This is a genomic window from Petralouisia muris (assembly GCF_004793545.1).
Classification (GTDB): domain Bacteria; phylum Bacillota; class Clostridia; order Lachnospirales; family Lachnospiraceae; genus Petralouisia; species Petralouisia muris.
This window is the reverse complement of sequence record NZ_SRYA01000013.1, coordinates 87,854-110,500: the sequence shown is the minus strand read 5'-3', so window position 1 is coordinate 110,500 and position 22,647 is coordinate 87,854. Positions and strand designations below refer to the sequence as shown.

General features: G+C 45.5%; 17 protein-coding genes. 13 read left to right on the top strand and 4 right to left on the bottom strand.

Annotated elements, in window-relative coordinates:
• Positions 1–1,686 precede the first annotated feature (1,686 nt).
• The 6 genes from E5329_RS08500 (at position 1,687) to E5329_RS08475 (ending at position 12,159) form a co-directional block, all read left to right on the top strand.
• Complete coding sequence (locus E5329_RS08500; RefSeq protein WP_168356559.1) at positions 1,687–3,582, top strand: hypothetical protein; 1,896 nt, start codon at positions 1,687–1,689, stop codon at positions 3,580–3,582.
• 6 nt (positions 3,583–3,588) lie between these two features.
• Positions 3,589–4,350 carry a class B sortase gene (gene srtB, locus E5329_RS08495; RefSeq protein WP_135989135.1) on the top strand — a complete coding sequence of 254 codons (762 nt, stop codon included), beginning with the start codon at positions 3,589–3,591 and terminating at the stop codon, positions 4,348–4,350.
• Positions 4,351–4,429: 79 nt separating this feature from the next.
• Positions 4,430–8,608 (top strand): hypothetical protein, encoded by a 4,179-nt coding sequence (locus tag E5329_RS08490; protein WP_135989134.1) that lies wholly within the window; start codon positions 4,430–4,432, stop codon positions 8,606–8,608.
• A gap of 83 nt (positions 8,609–8,691) precedes the next feature.
• Positions 8,692–9,474 (top strand): ABC transporter ATP-binding protein, encoded by a 783-nt coding sequence (locus E5329_RS08485; RefSeq protein ID WP_135989133.1) that lies wholly within the window; start codon positions 8,692–8,694, stop codon positions 9,472–9,474.
• A complete protein-coding gene (locus E5329_RS08480) occupies positions 9,464–10,654 on the top strand; it encodes an ABC transporter permease (protein WP_135989132.1) in 1,191 nt (396 codons plus the stop codon). Before E5329_RS08485 ends, E5329_RS08480 begins: the two co-directional genes overlap by 11 nt.
• A gap of 131 nt (positions 10,655–10,785) precedes the next feature.
• On the top strand, positions 10,786–12,159 hold the full coding sequence (locus tag E5329_RS08475) for an FAD-dependent oxidoreductase (protein ID WP_135989131.1): 1,374 nt from the start codon (positions 10,786–10,788) through the stop codon (positions 12,157–12,159).
• Positions 12,160–12,249: 90 nt separating this feature from the next.
• On the opposite strand, the gene E5329_RS08470 is transcribed toward E5329_RS08475, so the two are convergent.
• The 4 genes from E5329_RS08470 to nagB all read right to left on the bottom strand — a co-directional run bounded on the left by E5329_RS08470 (position 12,250) and on the right by nagB (position 15,972).
• Positions 12,250–13,107, bottom strand: coding sequence for a MurR/RpiR family transcriptional regulator (locus E5329_RS08470; RefSeq protein ID WP_135989130.1), 858 nt, complete (start codon positions 13,105–13,107; stop codon positions 12,250–12,252).
• Positions 13,108–13,171: 64 nt separating this feature from the next.
• Entirely contained in the window at positions 13,172–14,059 is an 888-nt protein-coding gene (locus E5329_RS08465; protein WP_135989129.1) for an ROK family protein, read from the bottom strand.
• Between the two features lie 12 nt (positions 14,060–14,071).
• On the bottom strand, positions 14,072–15,217 hold the full coding sequence (gene nagA, locus E5329_RS08460; RefSeq protein ID WP_135989128.1) for an N-acetylglucosamine-6-phosphate deacetylase: 1,146 nt from the start codon (positions 15,215–15,217) through the stop codon (positions 14,072–14,074).
• Positions 15,214–15,972: a glucosamine-6-phosphate deaminase gene (nagB, locus tag E5329_RS08455; protein WP_135989127.1), complete on the bottom strand. Its 759-nt coding sequence runs from the start codon at positions 15,970–15,972 to the stop codon at positions 15,214–15,216. Before nagB ends, nagA begins: the two co-directional genes overlap by 4 nt.
• Before the next feature lie 228 nt (positions 15,973–16,200).
• Here nagB and E5329_RS08450 point away from each other — a divergent pair, with 228 nt between their 5' ends.
• From E5329_RS08450 to E5329_RS08420, 7 genes are all read left to right on the top strand, one after another.
• The gene (locus E5329_RS08450) at positions 16,201–17,583 is read left to right on the top strand and encodes an extracellular solute-binding protein (protein WP_275443125.1); all 1,383 of its coding nucleotides are present in this window, start codon (positions 16,201–16,203) and stop codon (positions 17,581–17,583) included.
• 139 nt (positions 17,584–17,722) lie between these two features.
• The gene (locus E5329_RS08445) at positions 17,723–18,619 is read left to right on the top strand and encodes a carbohydrate ABC transporter permease (RefSeq protein ID WP_135989126.1); all 897 of its coding nucleotides are present in this window, start codon (positions 17,723–17,725) and stop codon (positions 18,617–18,619) included.
• A gap of 17 nt (positions 18,620–18,636) precedes the next feature.
• Positions 18,637–19,542 carry a carbohydrate ABC transporter permease gene (locus tag E5329_RS08440; RefSeq protein ID WP_135989125.1) on the top strand — a complete coding sequence of 302 codons (906 nt, stop codon included), beginning with the start codon at positions 18,637–18,639 and terminating at the stop codon, positions 19,540–19,542.
• A gap of 61 nt (positions 19,543–19,603) precedes the next feature.
• Entirely contained in the window at positions 19,604–20,062 is a 459-nt protein-coding gene (locus tag E5329_RS08435) for a YhcH/YjgK/YiaL family protein (protein ID WP_135989124.1), read from the top strand.
• Positions 20,063–20,108: 46 nt separating this feature from the next.
• Positions 20,109–21,026: a dihydrodipicolinate synthase family protein gene (locus E5329_RS08430; protein WP_135989123.1), complete on the top strand. Its 918-nt coding sequence runs from the start codon at positions 20,109–20,111 to the stop codon at positions 21,024–21,026.
• Between the two features lie 40 nt (positions 21,027–21,066).
• Positions 21,067–21,765 (top strand): N-acetylmannosamine-6-phosphate 2-epimerase, encoded by a 699-nt coding sequence (locus tag E5329_RS08425; protein ID WP_135989122.1) that lies wholly within the window; start codon positions 21,067–21,069, stop codon positions 21,763–21,765.
• A gap of 4 nt (positions 21,766–21,769) precedes the next feature.
• A complete protein-coding gene (locus E5329_RS08420) occupies positions 21,770–22,417 on the top strand; it encodes a GDSL-type esterase/lipase family protein (RefSeq protein ID WP_135989121.1) in 648 nt (215 codons plus the stop codon).
• The last annotated feature ends 230 nt before the right edge of the window (positions 22,418–22,647 follow it).

The window sequence follows — 22,647 nt, the reverse complement described above, 5'->3', positions numbered from 1 at the left end:
TAATTCCCCCATGAATGGGGGCTAGGGGGCTGAAGTGTCGAAGACACTTTTTTATCAAAAGACGGTCGGAAAACAGCATGATTATTGTGCACAGTGACGAAAATTTATAATTTCTCGAAAAAAAATAAAAATTTACAGGAAAATTCTTCCGATTTTTTGCGAAAAAATGTATAATATGAACTATATAGGTCAAAGGTACTGTTGTTTTGAGGAAGGGGGAGATATCGTATTAAATGAAAGATTGTATGCTGTTTTAAATCATTTACAGTAATTCATTTTTATTTTGGGAGGTATAATTGATGAGAAAATCAGTGAGAAAATTTACAGGAATTTTATTGGCGGTAATTATGTTCGTTACAGCAGTCTTTCCCCAGCAGGGCATGGCAGCGGAGAATAATGCCTTGGAACGTGAAGCTGCAGAAAAGGTGAAGGCACATTCAGAAGGAGAGGCGGAAAAGGAGAAAGCGTTTCTTTCTGAAGATGCAGTAACGGAAGAACTGAGCAGAAAGCGGGATTCATCGGAGCAGGATCAGATACCGGAAACAGAACAGCTGCCAGAGGCTCAGGGCGGGGGATTGGAAAATCCTGCAGGTCATGAACTGCCTTTTACAGAAGAAGCGGAAGGAAGGACATTTATGCTTCCAGGAGGCAGCGAAGATATCCTTCCTCAGGCAGATTCTTATGATATTTACCCGCCGGTTATTGAGAACTTTGAATTTGAGGAAAACGGAGATGCATTAACAGTAAATGATATCCTTCATTTTACCGTGTCGGCCTACGATGCAGATGGTGAGATTCAGTCGATTGTTGTTTCTGTATCCTGCAGTGACGCCCAGGGAAGCGGAGCATCCGTAACCCTGGAAAAAAGCGGAGAAGGAAATCTGTATGCCGGAACCATTTCCTGCAGTAGCCTGAAAGGCAGAAATTTTTACATTTCCGGCATTTATGCAGAGGATAAAGCGAACAATTATGTGAATTGGAAGACATGGGATGAGAACGGGCAGTACAAATATCAGTTCACCTTGGATGCGGAGGTAAACATAGATGAAAATGTATTGGTTTCCAATTTCAGGATGCAGGCAAATCCGGCGAATGAAGACGGCAAATTAAGAGCAGGAGATATGGTAACTTATACGGCTGATGTAACCTGTAAGGAGGAAACTATAAGAAATATTGTGCTCTATCTGTACGCAAATACAGACGGCTATTATGGTTCAGAATCCATCAGCGCAGTTTATAGTGCTGAAACGCAGACGCTGACAGGCACTTATACTGTAACAGAGGAAACGTATCCTGCCGAGTGGAGATTGGAACAGATTTATGTGTATACAGAGTCTGATAAATGTTATTATTTTTATCCCAATCAGACAGAAACGGATGCAAACCTGAGTTTTACAGTAGTACAGGCGGATTTTGATACTGAGAAACCAGTGATTGAAGATATTTCTATCGATAAGAACGGGGAGATCTTACGGGCCGGGGATGTGGTTACTTTGACAGTGAAAGTAAAAGAGGAGCATCCTTCGGAAAATGCATCCGCATGGTTTTATCCTCAGGTGGAGAATGTATCAGCGTCAGCTTATGTGAATCTGGAGTTTCATGCATCTGCCGGAGCGTATACAGGGAGCATCACTGTTACAGAAGATATGTATCCCTGTGAGTGGGCGCTGACAAATGTGAGCGTAAGTGATAAAGTTGGGCATTTCACCTATATCCATGATTTCCAGTCAGACAGTAGAAAACGTAGGGCGCAGAGCTTCCTTAAAGGAACTGGGAGTGTCTTTTCCTCAGCCGATGGAAGGAGTTTCTGCAGCCTGGACTTATGGCTGGCGTGGATTGGAAGCAGACGAGGATACGCGATTACTCTTTAACAGTTCAGCGGATATGACATGGGATTTTTATGCCAGCTATGACCAGGGATGTGCCAATATAAGGCTTACCTATATGACAGAAAACAGCGGCATAAAGGAAGTATACCTCCCGAAATTTACGGATAAGGAGGCAACCTATCAGAACATACTGGAGCTTCTGGAATTGCCGGAAGATGCCAGAACACAAGATTTTGCCGGATTCAGGCTAACTTACAGCGATGATTATCACAATGAAAGTACCATGATAGGAGATTGTGCTTATATCTATGCAGAGGCAAAGTATAAAAATTGCCAGGCGGCCTGGAATGCAAGATATCTGGACGCGGACGGGAAAGAAATATCCAAAGTAATCAATCAATCATATCTGGAAGGGACAAAGGTACGGGATGCTTTGGCAGAACTGGAGGAGCCGGAAACGGAAAATGGCCTGGAGTTTGCAGGCTGGGTTCTGACAAATTCTGGTATGGACGATACCTTTACCCAGCCTATGACAAGCTTGGATGTGGTTGCAGTATATCAGGGAAAGACAACGGCAGACGCATCTTACACTTACCGGGGAGAAGACGGTAAGATAACCTGCGGCAGCAGAATGATGCTTTTGGATGGAGAAAACCTTACAGATACACAGATTCAGGGAGAAGCATCCGAAGCATTCAAGGCTGCGGAGCATTTTCCAGGCTTAATCCTGTCGGAATGGACATGCAGTATGGAGATCAATCAGGAAAGGTATAAAAAAGTACAGTTCCAGGCATTATATTCCAACTGTGTGGTAATCCTGAAATATCCGGATGACGTCTGTCAGTACGTTGTTGTGGATAAAAACTCGGAATTTTTACTGCCTGAAGAAAATGATAAATACAAAGATATTCTCTGGGAAGGCTATCAAAAGGGAGAAGCCGTAGTGATTACGGAAGACAGGGAGTTTCTTGCTTCAGAGTATAAGAGGAAGGACGGCGCAACAGAAGAACCCGCTGGAGAGAAGCTTCCGGAAGAAGAGATTGCAAAAATTCTGACAGAGATTGAAAGCGCTCCGGCAGGAAGCAGGATTAAAATTGACATGAAAAAAGCTACTGTGGTGCCGAAAGAAGTTCTGGCTGCAATTCAGGGAAAGCCGTTGGATATTGTTTTGGATATGGGAGAATACAGCTGGTCTATTGGCGGTACGGAAGTGTTGGCAACAGAATTAAAAGATATTGATTTGGAGGTGAAAATTGGAACCAACGCAGTGCCTTCCAGTCTTGTATCCTCTATTGCAGAAGGAAAGCCGGTAACTCAGCTTTCTCTTACCCATAATGGAGAATTTGGATTCCGCGCAGATCTTACGCTGAATCTGGGCAGTGAGAACAGCGGTGGTACCGGGAATTTGTACTATTATGACAGCAGCGGAAAACTGATCTTTCGAAATGCCGGGCAGATAGGGGCAGACGGAACTGCAAGTCTCTCATTTTCTCATGCGTCAGATTATGTTATTGTAATTGATCCCAAAGCAGAGACGGAAGAGAAGGAGGAAGACAAAGAAGTTTCTGAGACAAAGAATCCGGAAGGAGAACAGGAAAAGAATACAGATATGAATACAACTAAGAATACAACTAAAGTTCCGGATAATGACACAATAAGTATCAGAAAAAATCAAAATAGCATAACGGCAGATTCCGGAGAAACCGGGAAAAATGATACAAACCAGAGAAAAAGTCCAAAGACAGGGGAGTAAAGAGGTATGAAATTCGAAAAAAAGAGTATTTTATCCGTTCTTTTCATTGTAGTATTCGGCGCAGCGGTTTCTTTGGTAAGCTTTCGCACAGGGAATGTGAGTTTTTCCGGGGATGCCGCAGCTTCTGTGGAATTATCCTTGGAAACAGCTGCTGACAGCGTAAAGCACACGGATGAATCCGGCAATGTAACGATTGATTTTGAGATGTTGCAGGAGTGGAATCCGGATATTTATGCCTGGATCACCGTTCCGGGAACCAGTATAGACTATCCGGTTCTCCAGAAAAGCGATGCAGAAGATCCTTATGATAATTATTATCTGAATCATACGGTGGATTTAGAAGAAGGGCTTCCTGGGGCTATTTACAGCCAGCCGGTCAATCAGAAGGATTTTATGGATTCTGTTACAGTTCTTTATGGGCATAATATGAAAAACGGAAAGATGTTTACCAGTCTTCATGAATTTGAAGACAGTGATTTTTTTGAAAAAAACCATCAGATCATGGTTTACACGCCAGACGGCACCCTTACTTATGAAATCTTTGCAGCGGTGGATTTTTCCGATGCACTGATTCCCTATGAGTATGAATTCAGCGACAGCGCTCAGGTTCAGAAGTATTTGGAAGATGTGGAAAACTCTACAGGAAATTTCCGGGAAGGAACGGATGTTTCACAAGAGAACAGGATTCTTACGCTGTCTACCTGTTATAGCGGAAGGGATGACAGACGTCTTCTGATTGAAGCGGTGCTGACAGATGATGCAGTTTAAAGAAGAGGGAAAAGCTGCATGAGGACAGGAAGAATTGAGGCGAAGCAGTTTCGCGGAAATTTACTGAGGAGGTATATCAATGAAGAAATCAGGCAGAAAATTATTAGGGATTTTACTGGCAATATCTATGACAATGGCAGCAGTGGTTCCAATGCAGGGGACGGCAGCAGAAAGCCAGAATAGTGAAGATGCGGCAGCAGAAGATACAGAACAGCAGAAAGGGTCTGAAACTGAAAATGCGGCAGCAGAAGATACAGAACAGCGGAAAATGTCTGAAACTGAAAATGCGGCAGCAGAAGATACAGAACAGCAGAAAATGTCTGAAACTGAAGATGCATCAGAAACTCCGGAGTATGAGCAGAAACCGGAAGAGGATTCCGTGATACCCCGCGACGATTCTTATGATATTAACCGGCCGGTGATTGAGAATTTTGAAGTGGTTGAAAACGGAGAGATTTTAGAGGAAGATGATACTGTCCATTTTAACCTGTGGATGTATGATGCAGACAGCGATATTCAGCTTGTTTCTGTGGAATTGTACTGTTACAGCACTTACCGCGGCAGAAATCTGACATTTGAAGAAACCGGCGAAGGAAATCGGTACACGGCAGAAATACCCTGCAGTCAGCTGGAAGAAGGCCGTTATTGTATTACACGCATTTATGTAGAGGATGCGAAAAGCAATTACGCCAACTGGAATGTATATGATGAGTACGGGCAGGAGCGCTATACGTTTACCAGAAAGAATAAGGAGGTAGAAAGAACTGTAGCGCTCTCAGGCCTGCAAATGGAGAAAAACATACAAGGAGAGAGGGAGACGCTGAAGTCGGGAGACAGCGTAACCTATACGGCAGACGTCCAGTGCGAGAATGAAACAATCACTTACATCGTGATGCATATAACATGTAAAAATAAATCTCGTGAACAGGATATTATTGGTTTCTATGACAAAGAAAACCAAAAAATATCGGGCATCTATCGGATTACAGAGCTGACTTATCCCGGAGAATGGGAATTGAATTATATTCGCATACATACAGGTTCTGGAAAAATCCTGCATTTTAATCCGGAAGAAATTGGGCCCTCTGCAGAATTGAATTTTATTGTGGATCAGGAATATGACGAAACCAAACCTGTGATTGAGAGCATTGATATCGGCGAAAACGGGCGGACGGTTCAGGCAGGGGATACCGTTGAGATGAAGGTGAAGGTGCAAGAAGCGCATCCCCACGACTGGGCAAGCGCATATTTCAGCCTGCAGGAACCTGGTATGGCAGACAGTGTATCTGTCAGTCTCCGATACAATACAGAAACAGAGGAATATGAAGGGAACATCAAAATTACAGAATCCACCTATCCGGGCGAATGGAAGCTGACTTCCTTATCGGTCAAAGATACTTATGGGAATTATGCATTTTTGGGGAATTTTGAGGCGGAACATCCCAATGCTTCCAGGCATTATTTTGTATCGCAGGATACTTATGACAGGACAGGGCCTGTGATTAAGAGTATCCGGCTGGATAAAAACGGTCAGTTAGTGGGGGCAGGAAACAGCGTTTCCATAGAGGTGGAAGTAGAGGAGCGTAATCCTGCCCGTTATGCAGAGGTGCGTTTTGACCCTGAGGATAACCTTGGCTATATATCATCCCTTTATACTCGTTTGAATTACAGCAGCGAAACCCATAAGTATGTAGGGAGGATAGACATTAATGAATCTATCCAGCCTGTAAAATGGGAGCTTGCAGAGCTTACCCTCTGGGATACAAACTACAATTACACATATCTGTCAGAGTGCGAAGAGGCTCTGGCGGAAGGCCCCTGGTATTTTACGGTGGATCCCTATGGGTATGACGCGGAAGGCCCGCTGATTGAGAGCGTTGCCATAGACAAAAACGGCCAATGGGTCAGTCCTGGGGAAACTGTTAATATCCGCATTAAAGTAAAGGAGAAGAATCCTTCCCCTTCGGGAGTGGTATATTTTCGTCCTCAGGTAACCAATGTGTCTGCTTTGGAACGTGTCGCTTTGAACTACAATCCGGAGACACAGGAATATACCGGAAGGATTTCCATTACAGAGGATACCTATCCCTGTGAGTGGACCCTTACAAGCCTGGAACTGAAAGACACGCTGGGGCATGGGGCGGATTTCTCCAGCTATCAGTCAGACTGGGAATATACCTATCCCTGGTATTATAAAGTAAAATCTAAAAATACCTATCGGGAAGATTTTAAGAATGTGACATTCCATTTCTATGGGTATGCAAAGTCACAGGATGGCAGTTATCAGCCTAACTCTCTGATTTCCTCCACAATGGTAGAAAATGTGGGAAGAAGAGCCACCCTGAATGAACTTGGCATTTTTCCGGAACCTATTGACGGAGTTGAGACAACCTGGAAATATGAATGGCATGAATGGGAAGTAAATGGGGATACGGAACTGTTATTTAACAGTACAGAGGATATGAGCTGTTATTTTTACGCCAGCTATGATAAGGGATGCGCCAATGTAAGCCTGACTTATATGTCAGAGGAAAGCGGCGTGAAAGAGATCCTGCTTCCGATATTTGTAGATAAGGAAATGACATACCAGGAAGTAATGGACGTTCTGGAATTGCCGGAAGACGCTAAAACAGAAGATTTTGCAGGCTTTCAGCTTCAGGATGGATATGATGGAACCATAGCTGTAGGAGAAATGGCATATCTGTCTGCAAAGGCGGTATATAACAACTGCCAGGTGGCCTGGAACGTAAAGTATCTGGATCAAAACGGCAGGGAAAGAACCAATGTTATCACCAAATCTTATCTGGAAGGAACCAGAGTCAGCGATGCATTGGCTCAGTTGGAAGAACCGGAAGAAGTGCAGGGAATGGGCTGGGAAGGCTGGGTTCTTACAGCCGATGGCACAGAGGAAACCTTCTCTCAGCCGATGACGGGCATAGACGCTGCGGCTGTATATCAGGGCAAGACGACGGCTGAAGTACATTATTCTTACCGGGGAAAAGATGGAAAAACCGCCTGCGGCAGCAAAATGATGATGATAGATGGGGAAGAGCTTTCTGATGCAGAGCTTCAGGGAGCTGCCGCAGACGCTTTTAAGGATGCGGAACATTTGGATGGGTTAAGATTGTCTGAGTGGACGGGCGCTATCCAGCTGGATTTGGGAAAATATAAGAAAATAAATTTTGAGGCGTTATACAGTAACTGCGTGGTAACCTTGAAGTACCCGGATGATACCTGCCAGTATGTGATTGTGAATCAAGGCGCCAATTATACGCTGCCGACGGAAAATGAGAAATATGAAGAGATTCTCTGGGAAGGTTTCGAGAGAGGGGAAACGATTGTGGTTACAGAAGATCGGGAGCTTCTTGCAGCGGACGCCAGGTTAAAAGGCAATGAACCGGAAGAACCAGCAAAGGAGAAACTTTCCGAAGATGAGATTGCAGAAATCATTGAAAAAGTTGAAAATGCCCAAGCAGGGGAAGTGATCGCAATTGACATGAAGAAAGCCACCGTGGTGCCCAAAGAGGTTCTGGAAGCCATTCAGGGAAAACCGGTAGATATAGTTCTGGAACTGGACGGATACAGCTGGTCCATCGGCGGCGATGAAGTGTTTGCGTCAAATTTGACAGATATTGATCTGGAAGTGAAAATTGGAACAGATGTGGTGCCCTCAAGCCTTGTGGCCTCTATTGCAGAAGGGAAGCCTACCACACAGCTTTCCTTAACCCATAACGGTGATTTTGGGTTCCGGGCAGATCTGATCCTGAATCTGGGCAGCATCAACAGCGGCGGCACTGGAAGTTTGTATTACTATGACAGCGATGGAAAACTGAAGTTCATGAATGCCGGGCAAATCGGAGAAGACGGAACCACAAGCCTTTCCTTCTCCCATGCATCTGATTATGTAGTTGTCATTGATTCCAAGAATCAGCAGACGGATGATAAGAAAGAAGAAAACGCTGGAAAAAATGACGATCCAGAGACACCGGAAAACACTGGAATTGGAAATAACACTGAAAACAACACTGAAAACAGCAATGAAAGCGGTAACGGACAAACCGGCGCTACTGGGGAAAGCGACAAAGATCCACAGGCGGAAACGAGTGGAAAGAAAGAGAAAAATTCCGATGAAAGTATGACCGGACAAGAAACCATAAGCATCCGAAAGAACGAACGCAGCCTGACGGAGGATTCCGGTCAGACAGAAAAAGACAGCGCAGATTCCAGCAAAAGAAAAAGTCCGAAAACAGGAGAATAATTTATCTCTTGACAGATCCTATAATCTGTTTTATTGTATCATATAAATAGTACAATAATACATAAGGTTAGAAAGGATTGGATATGAGAGAATTACTACAAGTGCGGGATTTGAAGAAAACCTTTAAGATTTCCGCAAAGCAGCAGAAAATCCAAAAAACAAAGGAGAGGATAAAAGTAGCGGTAAACCACCTGAGCTTTACTGCATACCAGGGAGAAGTATTCGGGCTCCTGGGTTCTAACGGCGCAGGAAAAACCACTACCTTGCGGATGATAGCATCTCTGATTACACCCGACGAGGGTGATGTAGTGGTTGACGGAACCAGCGTAGTTACAAACCCCAGCGAAGTCCGCAGGAAAATCGGATTTTTAACCAGTGAATTGAAATTGGAAGAATTTTTTACTCCCAATTATCTGTTTGATTTTTTTTCAGATTTGCATGGAGTGGAGAAAGAAACTGCAGAGAAACGAAAACGGGAATTATTTGATAAATTTCAGATTTCAGAATTTGCAGAGGTGAAAGTGGCCAACCTTTCCACTGGAATGAAGCAGAAGGTATCACTGGTGGTTTCCATTGTGCACGATCCGGATATTATCATTTTTGATGAGCCTACCAATGGCCTGGATGTACTGACCGCAAAAGTGGTGACGGATTTTCTTCTGGAGCTGAAAGCCCAGGGCAAAACCATTGTGGTGTCTACCCATATTTTCAGCCTGATTGAGAAAATCTGTGACCGTGTAGGCATTATTATAGACGGCGCCATGGTGGTTTGCGACACTTTGGAACATATGACAGAAGAGAAATCTCTGGAAGAGAAATTCTTTGACATTTATGCAGAAAGAGCAGGTGAGTCCTATGAAAAGTAATATGATGACGGTAATGAAGAAAGAGCTTACACGTTTTTTTACTGACCGGCGAATGGTGCTTACCACACTGCTGATGCCTGGAATTATGATTTATCTTCTGTATTCTCTGATGGGGCAGGGATTTTCCTCACAGTATGAAGATTCCGAGGATTTTAAGGCGCAAGTGCAGGTGGAAGCTCTTCCAGAGAGCATGCGGCAGATATGGGAACAGGATGTTCCTCTGGAATATGCAGAATTGTCGGGAGCACAGGAGAAGGAAGAGGCATTGGAAGCTTTGTCAGGGGGAGAGGGCGAATACCATCTGGTGGTTTCCTTTCCGGAAGATTTTGATGCAAAAGTGGCAAAATATCAGGTTTCTTCGGGACTGCCTGCACCGGCGGTAGAAATCTATTATAATTCCAGCGACACAGATTCCCAGTCTGCTTACGGGATCATGACAGGGATGCTGGACAGTTACGAATCTGCCCTTGCCAATAAATTTGACATCAATCCAGAGGGGGAGGACTATGATCTTGCCTCTGAAGAAGATTTGTCTGCCCAGGTATTCTCTATGATGGTGCCTATGCTAATGATGGCATTTCTGTTCAGCGGATGTATGGCCATTGCTCCTGAGTCCATTGCAGGAGAAAAGGAGCGGGGAACCATTGCCACATTATTGGTTACCCCTTTAAAGCGCAGCCATCTTGCATTGGGAAAGGTGGTCAGCTTAAGTATTATTGCCATTTTATGCGGCCTTTCCAGCTTTCTGGGAATGATGCTGTCTCTGCCTAAGCTAATGGGAGACGGAGCGCTGATTAATGCCAATGTGTATGGATTTCAGGACTATCTGCTGCTGCTGCTGGTAATTCTTTCTACAGTTCTGGTGATTGTTGCGGTGGTGTCTATCGTGTCCGCCTTTGCGAAAAATGTAAAAGAAGCTACTGGATGGGTGACTCCTATTATGATTGTTTCCATGCTCCTTGGCGTAACCTCCATGGTGGAAAGCCTCTGCAAAACAGAACCGATGTGGTTTTTGATTCCCTTGTACAACAGCGTACAGTGTATGAATGGAATTTTTTCACTTAAGATGGATATGGTAAATCTTGCAGTCACTGTTGCTTCGAATGTTTTCTATGCCGGAATCGGGGTAGTGATTCTTACGAAGATGTTTGACAGTGAGAAGGTGATGTTTTCAAAATAAATCAGAATACATAGTTTGAATATTCAGGGAAATACTATTTCAAAAAAGAAAAGCTCTTCTCTATATAGAGAAAAGGCTTTTCTTTTTTGAAATAACAGGAAAATGCCTGAAAAAAGAGTTGGAGGAAGCATATGGAATCTGTCTGGAAAAAAACGGCTGAAATTCCCTCAAGGGAGAAATTAAAGGAAAATATTCACACAAAAGCAGTGGTGATAGGTGCAGGGATGACTGGAATTCTGACTGCATATATGCTGCAGGAACAGGGAGTGGAAACAGTTGTACTGGAAGCCGGACGGATCGCAGGCGGGCAGACCTGCAATACTACAGCGAAGATTACCTCCCAGCACAATTTGATTTACGCTTACCTGATGGAAAAATTTGGAGAAGAAAAGGCTGCTATGTATGCCCATGCCAATCAGCAGGCCATCGAAGATTATGCCCGAATCATAGAAAAGGAAAAAATAGCCTGTGACTTTCAACGGAAACCAGCATATTTATACAGTAGGGAAAAAGAGCGAATAGAAGAACTGGAAAATGAGGCCAAATGGGCAACTCTTCTGGGCATTCCGGCGGAATTTGTGACAGAGACAGAATTGCCCTTTCCAGTGGCAGGGGCAGTACGGTTTGCAAATCAAGGTCAGTTCCATCCGTTGAAATTTATCGGGAAAATTGCAGAAAAATTAACTATCTATGAAGAATCCAGAGTAGTTCGTTTGAAAGATAACTGTGCGTTTACAGAACATGGCATGGCGGAAGGAGAGCATGTGATTTTTGCAGTTCACTATCCCTGGCAGATAGTGCCTGGATATTATTTTTTACGGATGCACCAGGAACGGAGTTACGTGATTGCCCTGGATATTTCAGAATGGGAAAAAATAGATGGCATGTATCTTGGAATAGAGCCGGAGGGATATTCTTTTCGGACGATGGAAAAAGACGGGAAAAGGATTTTGCTTTTGGGAGGCGGGAGTCATCGTACCGGAGAAAATACCTCCGGCGAAAGATATGAGCTGCTTCGAAAAAAAGCAGAGGAATGGTTTCCAAAAAGCAGGGAAATTGCCCATTGGTCCGCCCAGGATTGTATGCCTATGGATAAAATTCCTTATATTGGCTATTTTTCCTCGGAAATACCCAATTGGTATGTGGCAACGGGATTTGGCAAATGGGGCATGACATCTGCTATGGCAGCAGCGTCTGTGATCCGTGATATGGTGCTGGGAAAAGAGCATGAAGATGAAAAAGTATATGCGCCTCAGAGGTTTCCCGTGTCCGCGTTGTCAAAAAATTTTACAGAAAATACCATTCAGGCTGTGAAAGGTTTGACAAAGCAGGCAGTTTCTGCACAGGAATTTCCAGGAAAATGTACGCATATGGGGTGTAAACTGGAGAAAAATGCAGATGAAGGCACCTGGGAATGTCCCTGCCATGGTTCTTGTTTTACAAACGAGGGCGAATTACTCCATGGTCCAGCTCAGTATGGATTTGAATTGCTGCAAAAGGACTGACACATTAAGGAGCTGTCCTGCTGTCATATCCTGCAGGATAACTCTTTAATGTGGCTGCCCTTTCTTAGCGGCCGTTTTACCGGCAGCAGGCTACAATAACTTCCGGGCAATAGCCTCCGCAGTAGCGGAGCGGGCTGCCGCAAACAATTCCGGATTGCGTTTACAGAATACATAAAACAGGCATTCAATCAGAAAAAGCTGTCCCACTTTAGCAGCCACGGAACCGGACTGAAGGGGGCTCTCATTGTAACCGCAAAGTAAAATCACATCGGCAAACTCGGCTGCCCGGGATTTGGAAAAGTGAGTAATCAGTATAATGGGAATTCCCTGCTTTTTGGCAATGTTCATAATATCCTCCATGTCCTTGGTAGAGCCGGAGTAGGAGAAAAACAGAATCACGTCCTTCGAAGTTGCCAATGCAATATTCATGGCCTGCATATGGGAATCCTCAATATGGATAAAACGGGAGGAAGCAGTGGAAAAGCGGGCCCATGCCTCCATCGCCATTACCATGCTTCCACCTTGACCGAAACAGAAGACACGGTCTGCTTCAGAGAGTAAATCTACGGCTTTTTCTACATTTCTTTCGTCTATCAGCTCCAGCGTTTCATTCAGAGAGAGAATGTTGGACGCATGGAGCTTGTGAAAGATGTTGTTTAAGGAATCTTCTGAGGTGATGGTTTCCGGGGAATGGGAAGGGTCGCCTAAATCAGTGACATAATCCGCCTTGGCCAGCGCCAGTTTAAAGTCATTGTATCCGGACAATCCCAATCCATGGCAGAATCTTGTAATTGATGCCTCGGAAACGCCGCTTTGTTCTGCCAAAGTGGAAATAGACAAGTACTGGGTAGTGGAAGTATTGGCAAAAATAAAATCTGCCAACTTCTTGCCGGAGCGGGTGAGGGAATGATATTGTTCCGTGATGCATTCTAAAATATTACCGTTCAAAATATCTCCTCCTTCTGCTAAATAATGTGTGATTCAGGCGCCCGGAACTTTCTCAGATGCTTCTTCAATAGGAGACACTGTCTAATACAGCGGCTCCTAACATGCCGGCCTGGTTGCCAAGCTCTGCCTTTTTAATCTCTACATGGCGAAAGCTGGGAATCAGGTTCTGGTAAAGTCTTTCCTGTATTTGCTGCAGCACATAGGGTTGTTCCATGACCCCGCCTCCTAAAATGGCGCAGGAAGGGTTCATCATGTGCACAATTGTAATCAGACCATATACGATTTCCATAATCCAGTGATCGATGATTTGTCTGACTTTTGGTTCCTGCTGATGTTCAAATATCATCCGCCCATTGGACAGGGCGGGATACTGCCGGCTGGCTTCCCGGACAAGAGCAGTGGTAGAAGCATACCGTTCATAGCAGCCGGAAAACATGTCCTTTTGGATGTCGCGATCACTGGGATGCACCACAATACCGCCGAATTCCCCGGCAGAAAAACTGCTTCCGGAATACAGCCTGCCGCCTGTAAACATTGCGCCTCCCACGCCGGTTCCGTAGGTCAGGCACACAAAATCCTTCAGGCCTTTACCGGCGCCAAAGACAGCTTCTCCAATGGCTGCTGCATTGACATCATTCTGGACAGCCACAGGAACATGAAATTCCTGTTCCATAATTTCCTTCAGCATGGTTCCGGTGTAGCCCGGAATATTTTCATTGGCATAAATGATACAGCCCTTGACAGGATCTACCTGCCCTGCAGTGCTGATGCCTATCTTCTCAAAAGAGCAGGTATTTTTGTAGCCTGAAATAATCTGTTTGGCCCTGGCTAGCACATGGGGACCGCCCTGGCTGGCTTCTGTAGCTGTTTCTCTGAGCTCAGATAAATTTCCATTCTCGTACAGTCCTGATTTAATGGCGGTTCCGCCAATATCAAGTACCATAGTTGCCATAATTATCCTCCTTTACCGGATGGGAGTTCCCCGGTGGAATACAGTTTCCAGCCCCAAATCCTTATTCAGAATCACAATATTTCCATATTTGCCCGGGGTCAGGCTGCCGTAATTCTCCCAGAGCCCAATGGCTTTGACCGGGTTGACAGCAGCACACTTGATTGCGCTTGCGAGGGGAATTCCCATATCCAAAACGGCAGTGCGCACACAATCCATAAGGTTGGTGGCGGAACCGGCGATGGTTCCGTCAGCAAGAACCGCAAGGTTTCCCTTTACCGTTACTGCCTGGCCTCCCAGGTCATATTCTCCATCTTCCATGCCGGTGGCGCGCATACTGTCACTGATAAAAATAATTCTGTCGTCTCCGAAAAGCTTCAGGGACGCCCGCACTACAGAAGGATGAATATGAATGCCGTCACAGATTAATTCCGCCATGCAATGTTCGCTTTCAGCGGCGGCTCCGATGGGGCCGGGCGCCCGATGGCTGAAGGGTGGCATGGCATTGTACATATGGGTTAACTGAGAAGCTCCGAGAGAAAGGGCTTCCTTTGCAGTTTCATAGTCCGCAGTGGTATGTGCCAGGGAAATGTTGATGGCGCTGCCGTTTTCCTGAATAAATTCCATGGCTCCGTTCGTTTCAGGAGCCACCACAACGGTACGGATTTTCCCTCCGGAAATATCCTGCAGGCGTTTCAGCATGGCAGAATCTGCCGGATGAATATAGGCTGCATTCTGTGCGCCCTTTTTTTCTAGACTGATAAAGGGGCCTTCCATATACAGGCCGCAGAAATCTGCGCCTGTTGGACAGACAAAATCCCTGGCAGCCCGGCAGATTTCCGATAATGTTTCTTCCGGCATGGTCATTGTGGCGGGAGTGATGGAAGTGATTCCCTGCTGTAATTCATATTCTGCAATGGTGCGAAAAGCTTCTGCGGTGCCGTCGCAGCAGTCGCTTCCCATACACCCATGGAAGTGGATGTCTGTCAGTCCCGGAACGACATATTGCTCCCTGGCGTCTGTGACAGTTTCATCTCCTTCTGTATTCTGGTAGTCTGTTTCTGAGACAATTCTGTCATTGCAGAGACAGACAGTTCCGGGGACGAACGTTCCCTGTTCCTGAAAAACCAGTCCGTGGATAATCCGGTGCTTTTTTGTCATGCAATCCCGCCTTTCTGTGCCAGAAGGTCAGAACACTGTGACAAAGCGGCTTCATCCGCCACTAAGATGGCGTCCTGGTGGAACTGGAGAATAGAACCTGGAACCTGGGGGGTTACCGGGCCGAAGCATACAGCCTTGACAGCGGCAGCCTTGTCTTCGCCGGACACTACCACAAGAATTTTACGGGCAGACATAATGGTTTGGATTCCCATGGTGTACGCCTGGCGGGGCACATCCTTTTCCGAAGTGAAGAACCGGGTATTTGCCTGGATGGTCCGTTCTGATAAGGTAACGCAGTGGGTTTCTTTTTCAAACGCATCGGAAGGCTCGTTAAAGCCAATGTGCCCATTGTGGCCCAGGCCTAACAGCTGGAGATCCGCGCCGCCTGTGGCGTGGATGATCTCATTATATTTCTGGCATGCGGCGGCGCTGTCGGGTTCTGTTCCGTCTGGCAGAAATGTCCGGTCTTTGTTGATATTCACCTTACTGAACAGGTGCTCATTCATAAAGTAATAGTAGCTCTGGTCATTGTCCCGTGGGAGCCCCTTATATTCATCCAGGTTGATCGTGGTTACCTGGGAAAAATCCAGATCGCCTTGCTGATGCCATTTTACAAGATTCTGATAAGTGCCGATAGGACTGGAGCCGGTGGCAAGGCCCAGTACGCAGTCCGGTTTTAGAATGATCTGTGCAGAAATAATGCCGGCAGCTTTGCGGCTCATGTCGTTATAGTCTTTCGCTTTATAAATTTTCATAGAATCCTCCTTTATTTTGAAAATTTCATTTTAAGACAGCTATATGGAAATAGTACCATACATAAGAAGTTTTTTCAATCTGAATGTTAAAAATTTTCAAAAATAAAATAATTTGAAAAAAATTTTCAAAAATCTATTGACAAACAAATTCATCACCTATATTATAAAATTACAAAATACATACATGTGCACCTAAGAAAAAGCATGTATAAAAAAGGAGGATGAATTATGAAGTATCGCAAAATCTTGGCAATGGCATTGAGCTGCGTCATGGCGTTTTCCCTTGCAGCCTGCGGAAGCAATTCCGGCGGGAATGCAGACCAGAAGGAAGACACTAATCAGACGGACGACAGCAAGTCAGACGGGGACGACGCCGCAGACGACGCTGCAGACGGAGAGGAAGAGGGAGGCTCTTCTTCCGGCGCTACAGACATTACGCTGTGGACTTATCCGATTGGTAACTGGGGAGATTCTGCTACGGTAGAAGGGTTGATTTCCAACTTTTCCAAAGCTTATCCAGATATCAATGTAACAGTGGAATACCTGGATTACACCAATGGCGACGACCAGATTAACACAGCAATCGAAGGCGGAAAAGCTCCGGACCTTGTAATGGAAGGACCGGAAAGACTGGTTGCAAACTGGGGTGCGAAGGGACTTATGGTAGACCTTTCTGATTTGTGGACAGATGAAGCCAAAGAAGCAATTTATGATTCTGTAGAAAGCGCATGCCAGAACAATGACGGCGTATTCTATGAATATCCGTTATGTATGACAGCACACACAATGGCAATCAACCGTGATGTTTTTGAAGCGGCAGACGCCCTTCAGTATCTGGATGAAGAAAAGGGAACCTGGACAACGGAAGGATTCCAGAAGGCAGTAGAAGCTGTTGCAGCTTCCGGCCAGGCACAGGTTGGAGCAGTGTTCTGCGGCGGCCAGGGCGGAGACCAGGGAACACGCGCCCTGATCAACAACCTGTACGGCGGAACTTTCACCAATCCGGAACATACAGAATATACGGCAAACAGCGAAGAGAATGTTAAAGCGCTTGAACTGTTAAAGGGGATGGAAGGAATTAACTTTGATGCGTCTATCCAGGGCGGAGATGAAGTAAACCTGTTCAGCAACGGCACATTGGCAATGGCATTCTGCTGGAACGTATCACAGGAGAAGAACAATGCTGAAACCATCACCTTCGATGTTCTTCCGATGGCATTCCCCACAGAGAGCGGCGATCCGAAACTTTGCGGCGGTATCTGGGGATTCGGTATCTTCGATAATGGCGATGCAGCTAAGATTGACGCAGCTAAGAAATTCATTGACTTCATGGCAAATGATGAAGCGCAGGTAGTGGAAAGCGTTAAGGCTTCCAGTTACTGGCCGGTAAAAGACCTGGGCAACATCTATGAAGGAGATGATCTGATGACAGAGTATTCCAAATTTATCCCCTTTATGGGCGACTACTATCAGGTAGTAGGCGGATGGGCAGAAGCGCGTACCGCATGGTGGAATATGCTGCAGCAGATTGGAACAGGAACAGATGTAAAGACAGCAGTAGATGAGTTTGTGGCTACCGCAAATGCAGCAGCCGCAGCAGCAGCTAACTAGGAAACAGAGCCGAATTAAATGATAGGCCTGAAACCTGCGCCCCTTCCCAAGGTATGCGGGAAGGGGCGTTTTATGCAAAAATTTATGAAACTTTTAGGAATAATTTAGGATAGGAAAGGATTGGAAGGGGGAAAATCTTATGACAAAGAAGAATCCCATGAGCAGGGCGTTAGTGCGCCGGGAAACCATTGCAGGCTATGCATTTATGCTGCCGAGTTTGATTTTCTTTCTGGGATTTGTTATTTATCCCATGGTACAATGCGTATTCACAAGCTTTTTTGATTCAACGATGAACCGTGATGATATTTTTATCGGATTGGATAACTATAAAGAACTGTTCCAGGATCCCATTTTCCGCGGGGCGCTGTGGAATACCGTTATTATCGTTGTGGTATCCGTTCCGGTGGTATGTATCTTCTCCTTGTGGGTAAGCTCCGTGATCTATGATTTGAAGGGACCGGTCTGCTCCGCATTCAGATGTATCTTTTACCTTCCGGTAGTAACAGGTTCTGTTGCAGTTACCGTGGTATGGAAGTGGATGTTTAACAATTATTATGGTATTTTTAATTATGTGGGAACAAAAACCGGAGTGTTGGATCAGAACATTAACTGGCTGGGAGACGAGCGGTTTGCCCTGGGATGCATTATCCTTATTCTTCTGACTACTTCAGTAGGCCAGCCTATCGTGCTGTATGTGTCTGCGCTGAACAATGTGGATCAGTCCTTGGTGGAAGCGGCAGAGGTGGACGGCGCAACCAAAATGCAGTGCTTCTGGAAAATCAAATGGCCCCAGATTATGCCCACAACCCTGTACATACTGGTAATTACAACAATTAACAGTTTCCAGTGTTTCGCACTGATTCAGCTGTTAACCAGCGGCGGACCCAACCACAGTACTGATACCATTATGTATTATATTTATTACAACGCATTTAAACTGTATCGTTATGGTTACGGAAATGCCATGGGCGTAGTTCTGGCAATTATTATTGCAGTTCTTTCTGCTGTACAGTTTAAGATGGCCAAGTCAGAATAAGGAGGGAGGAAGCATCTATGAAGAATTCAAATTTTAACCGTTCTACGGTATATAAAGTGGTATCTGTTGCGGCAATTGCAATATTTGCATTTTTGTTTGCTTTTCCTCTGTACTGGATTATCACTGGTTCCTTTAAGACTCCTGCAGCCATCAATTCCACAACGCCCCAGTGGTGGCCTACGGAATGGGTGATGGACAATTACCAGAAATTGTTCAGCAGACAGGTGGCGCCTCTTTGGGAATTGCATATTCCTTTTACAAAGATTTCCTTTGCAGGGCCGGAAATGCCTGCAGCGCTGCGTTGGCTGGTCAATACTGTGTTTATGGCAGTGGCTTCCATGATTCTTACCTGTATTACCGCAGCTATGGCAGGTTATGCGCTTGCAAAGAAACGCTTTATCGGGCGTACCGTGATGTTTTCTCTGATTGTCTGCGCAATGGCGCTTCCGAAACAGGTAATTTTAATTCCATTGCTGCGTGAAATGTCATCCTTGGAGTTGTATAATACCATATGGGCAGTTATTTTCCCGATTGTGGGATGGCCTTTCGGCGTATTTTTGATGAAGCAGTTTGCGGAAGGAATTCCGGGAGAAATGATGGAGGCGGCAAGAATTGACGGCGCGGGAGAATGGAAAACATTTTATACCATTGCCCTTCCGTTAATTAAACCGGGGATCGGCGCGCTGGCAATCTTTACATTTATCAATTCATGGAATGATTACTTCATGCAGTTGATTATGCTGAGCAGTACGGACACCCTTACTATTTCTCTTGGTATTGCTAAGCTGCAGGCAGAAAATGCGACAGATTTCGGTTTGATTATGGCAGGCGCGTCTCTGGCGGCGATTCCAATTATAATTATCTTCCTGATTTTCCAGAAGTATTTTACAAAGGGAATTACCATGGGTGCAGTAAAAGGATAAGGATTTGCCATAAGCAGATCCTTTTGGCTCAAAGATTGTAGGAAAGGTATGAGATAAGGCAATGATTTATACAGAAATCAGCAAACTTGGGAATTACCGGGGAATCGGAACATATTTAGACCTTGCCATAGAATATCTTGTCAGCCACCCGTTGGATGAGATTGTGGCCGGGCATTATGAGATTGACGGAACGAAGGCGTACATGAATGTGTTTGACTATGAAACGATTCCCGAGGAAGAATGTTTTTTTGAGGCCCATGAGAATTATGCGGATATTCATATGACGGTGACCGGGGAAGAACTGGTGGGAGTTTCTGATATATCGAAAGTTACGGTAAAGTCATTGGATCGAGACGCAGATTTGATGGAGATCGAAGGCCCAGTGGAACATTATATGAAACTTTCACCGGGAAAAGCGCTGATTACCCTGCCGGAAGACGCCCACAAGGTAAAACTTTCGGCAGGGCCGCCTGCACCAGTGAAGAAGGCGGTAGTAAAAGTATTTATGGGGAGCCGGTAACTTGTTGGCGTTTGAAGCTTAAAGAGCAAGGAAAGAAGGGAAAGAGATGAAAAATAAAGAAAAGTATCAGGGCATTATTCCCGCATTTTATGCGTGTTATAATGCGGATGGAGAAGTGGACGAAGAACGTGTGGAACTTTTAACCAAATATATGATTCAAAAGGGCGTGAAAGGCGTCTATGTGGGAGGATCTTCCGGGGAATGTATTTATCAGACGGTTTCTGACCGGAAACTGACTCTAGAGCATGTGATGAAGGCGTCTGAAGGAAAGCTGACGGTGATTGCCCATGTTGCCTGCAATAATACTGCAGAAAGCAGGGAGCTTGCCGCCCATGCAGAAAGCCTGGGGGTAGACGCCATTGCGGCAATTCCTCCCATCTATTTCCATCTGCCGGAATATGCCATTGCAGAATACTGGAATGATATTTCCTCAGCAGCTCCAGACACGGATTTTGTGATCTATAACATTCCGCAGCTTGCAGGAGTGGCTTTGACTATGCCGCTGTTTCGGGAAATGAAGAAAAATCCAAGGATAGCGGCGGTAAAGAACAGCTCTATGCCCACGCAGGATATTCAGATGTTTAAAGCAGAGGGCGGTGAAGATTTTGTAGTGTTTAACGGTCCTGACGAACAGCTTGTTTCCGGTCTTGCCATGGGAGCAGACGGAGGAATCGGCGGAACTTACGGCATTATGCCGGAGCTGTATCTGAAAATTGAAGAGTTGGTGAAAGCCGGGAAGATAGCGGAAGCGGGAAAGGTGCAGTATGCGGCAAATGAAGTGATTTACGGCATGTGTTCCTGCCACGGCAACCTGTACGGCGTAATTAAGGAAATCCTGAGAATCAGAGAAGGACTGGATTTGGGCGGCGTAAGAAAACCCCTTCCGGCTTTGATCCCGGAGGATATGGCGCAGGTGGAAAAATGCGCGGCTATGATTGATCAAGCAGTGAAGGAATTCTGCTGATTGGAATGCAGTGAAACATTATTTTCATAAGGAGGCAGCCATGAAGAAAGAAGAAATCTTTGAGAACATAAAGGGCAAAGTCATTGTATCCTGCCAGGCAGTGCCAGGGGAACCTCTGTATGTGGAAGAGAAATCCATTATGTATCTTATGGCGCGTGCTGCAAAGCAGGCAGGAACCCCTGCCATCCGCACCAGCAGTATCCGTGATGTGATTGCTATTAAAGAAGAAACAGGGCTCCCGGTGATTGGGCTGGTAAAGGTTCAATATGAAGGATTTGAGAGTTATATTACCCCTACCATGAAAGAAGTGGATGATCTCATGGAGGCAGGTTCTGATATTATTGCCTTGGACTGCACCAACCAGAAGCGGGGAGATGGAAAAACAATCAATGAGTTTCTCACAGAGGTCCGTGAGAAATATCCCGAAGCTGTCCTTATGGCAGATATTTCCACCTATGAGGAGGGCGTAAACGCTTGGAAGCTTGGAATGGATTTGGTGGGAACCACTATGAGCGGCTATACTTCATATTCTTCTAAGCTGGATGGGCCGGACTATGAGCTGGTGCGGAAACTATCAGATACGATAGATGTTCCGGTGATTGGAGAAGGCAGAGTCCACAGTCCTGAGCAGGCAGTAAAAATGCTGGAAGCAGGAGCGTTTGCTGTGGTAGTGGGCGGAGCCATTACAAGGCCCCTGGAGATAGCCCGGCGTTTTATCCGGGCAGTAGAGAGCAGGTAGATTTATGAAAAAGCATATTGTTTGTTTTGGAGATTCCAATACTCATGGGTACTGTGCAAAGACCGGAGGGCGTTTTGATGAAGAACATCGCTGGACTTGTCTGCTGCAGAAAATGCTGGGAAATGACTATCTGATTCTGGAGGAAGGCTTAAGCGGCCGAACCACATGTTTCCCGGATCCCATTCATGAGGCCCTTAGCGGTCTGGACGTAATTTATCCCTGTCTGATGAGTCATGAACCAGTGGATTTGCTGGTGATTATGCTGGGAACGAATGACACCAAGGAACGGTTCGGCGTTTCAGCGGCCTGTATCGCTCTGGGATTGAAGCGTCTGATTGATAAGGCGGCTTCCGTCAAAGACTGCTGGGCAGGCGGCCGGGCGAATATCCTGGTTGTAACGCCTCAGAATATTGATCCAAAATATGAGGATACAGAAGTGGGGCTTACCATGGGCCGGGGATGTGCAGAGAAATCAGAGCTGCTGGCAGAGGAGTTTCGGAAAATTGCTGAACTGGAAGAATGCCGTTATCTGGATGCCAATACAGTGATTACGGCAAAACCCAATGAGATTGATTTCATGCACCTTACTGTGGAAGGCCACAGGCAGTTGGCAGAAGCTTTGGCAAAGGAAATAGCGGAAATCCTATCCTGAATTACAGGCCTCCGTTATTCTGAACTGCATCGTTCCCTTATATTTTTGATTTGGCCAGAAAAAAGAACAGACGGCGTCAGTGGCAGGAAAACCCCGGTTCAAGAAGAATCGGGGTTTTTCCTGTCAAAAGAAGCATTTGATTGAAAAATATGTTAATTTTGATATAATGGGAACATGTACAGGAAAAACGGACGCCAAGATGCGGATACGGCTTTTGCTGTGCGAAGGAT

What these genes read in the sequence shown, in the direction of transcription:
- nagA (WP_135989128.1), bottom strand. Translation starts at nt 15,217, where the DNA reads ATGACAAAAAAGCACCGGATTATCCACGGACTGGTTTTTCAGGAACAG.
- E5329_RS08485 (WP_135989133.1), top strand. Translation starts at nt 8,692, where the DNA reads ATGAGAGAATTACTACAAGTGCGGGATTTGAAGAAAACCTTTAAGATT.
- E5329_RS08490 (WP_135989134.1), top strand. Translation starts at nt 4,430, where the DNA reads ATGAAGAAATCAGGCAGAAAATTATTAGGGATTTTACTGGCAATATCT.
- E5329_RS08465 (WP_135989129.1), bottom strand. Translation starts at nt 14,059, where the DNA reads ATGGCAACTATGGTACTTGATATTGGCGGAACCGCCATTAAATCAGGA.
- E5329_RS08450 (WP_275443125.1), top strand. Translation starts at nt 16,201, where the DNA reads ATGAAGTATCGCAAAATCTTGGCAATGGCATTGAGCTGCGTCATGGCG.
- nagB (WP_135989127.1), bottom strand. Translation starts at nt 15,972, where the DNA reads ATGAAAATTTATAAAGCGAAAGACTATAACGACATGAGCCGCAAAGCT.
- E5329_RS08445 (WP_135989126.1), top strand. Translation starts at nt 17,723, where the DNA reads ATGACAAAGAAGAATCCCATGAGCAGGGCGTTAGTGCGCCGGGAAACC.
- E5329_RS08435 (WP_135989124.1), top strand. Translation starts at nt 19,604, where the DNA reads ATGATTTATACAGAAATCAGCAAACTTGGGAATTACCGGGGAATCGGA.
- E5329_RS08420 (WP_135989121.1), top strand. Translation starts at nt 21,770, where the DNA reads ATGAAAAAGCATATTGTTTGTTTTGGAGATTCCAATACTCATGGGTAC.
- E5329_RS08425 (WP_135989122.1), top strand. Translation starts at nt 21,067, where the DNA reads ATGAAGAAAGAAGAAATCTTTGAGAACATAAAGGGCAAAGTCATTGTA.
- srtB (WP_135989135.1), top strand. Translation starts at nt 3,589, where the DNA reads ATGAAATTCGAAAAAAAGAGTATTTTATCCGTTCTTTTCATTGTAGTA.
- E5329_RS08430 (WP_135989123.1), top strand. Translation starts at nt 20,109, where the DNA reads ATGAAAAATAAAGAAAAGTATCAGGGCATTATTCCCGCATTTTATGCG.
- E5329_RS08440 (WP_135989125.1), top strand. Translation starts at nt 18,637, where the DNA reads ATGAAGAATTCAAATTTTAACCGTTCTACGGTATATAAAGTGGTATCT.
- E5329_RS08475 (WP_135989131.1), top strand. Translation starts at nt 10,786, where the DNA reads ATGGAATCTGTCTGGAAAAAAACGGCTGAAATTCCCTCAAGGGAGAAA.
- E5329_RS08480 (WP_135989132.1), top strand. Translation starts at nt 9,464, where the DNA reads ATGAAAAGTAATATGATGACGGTAATGAAGAAAGAGCTTACACGTTTT.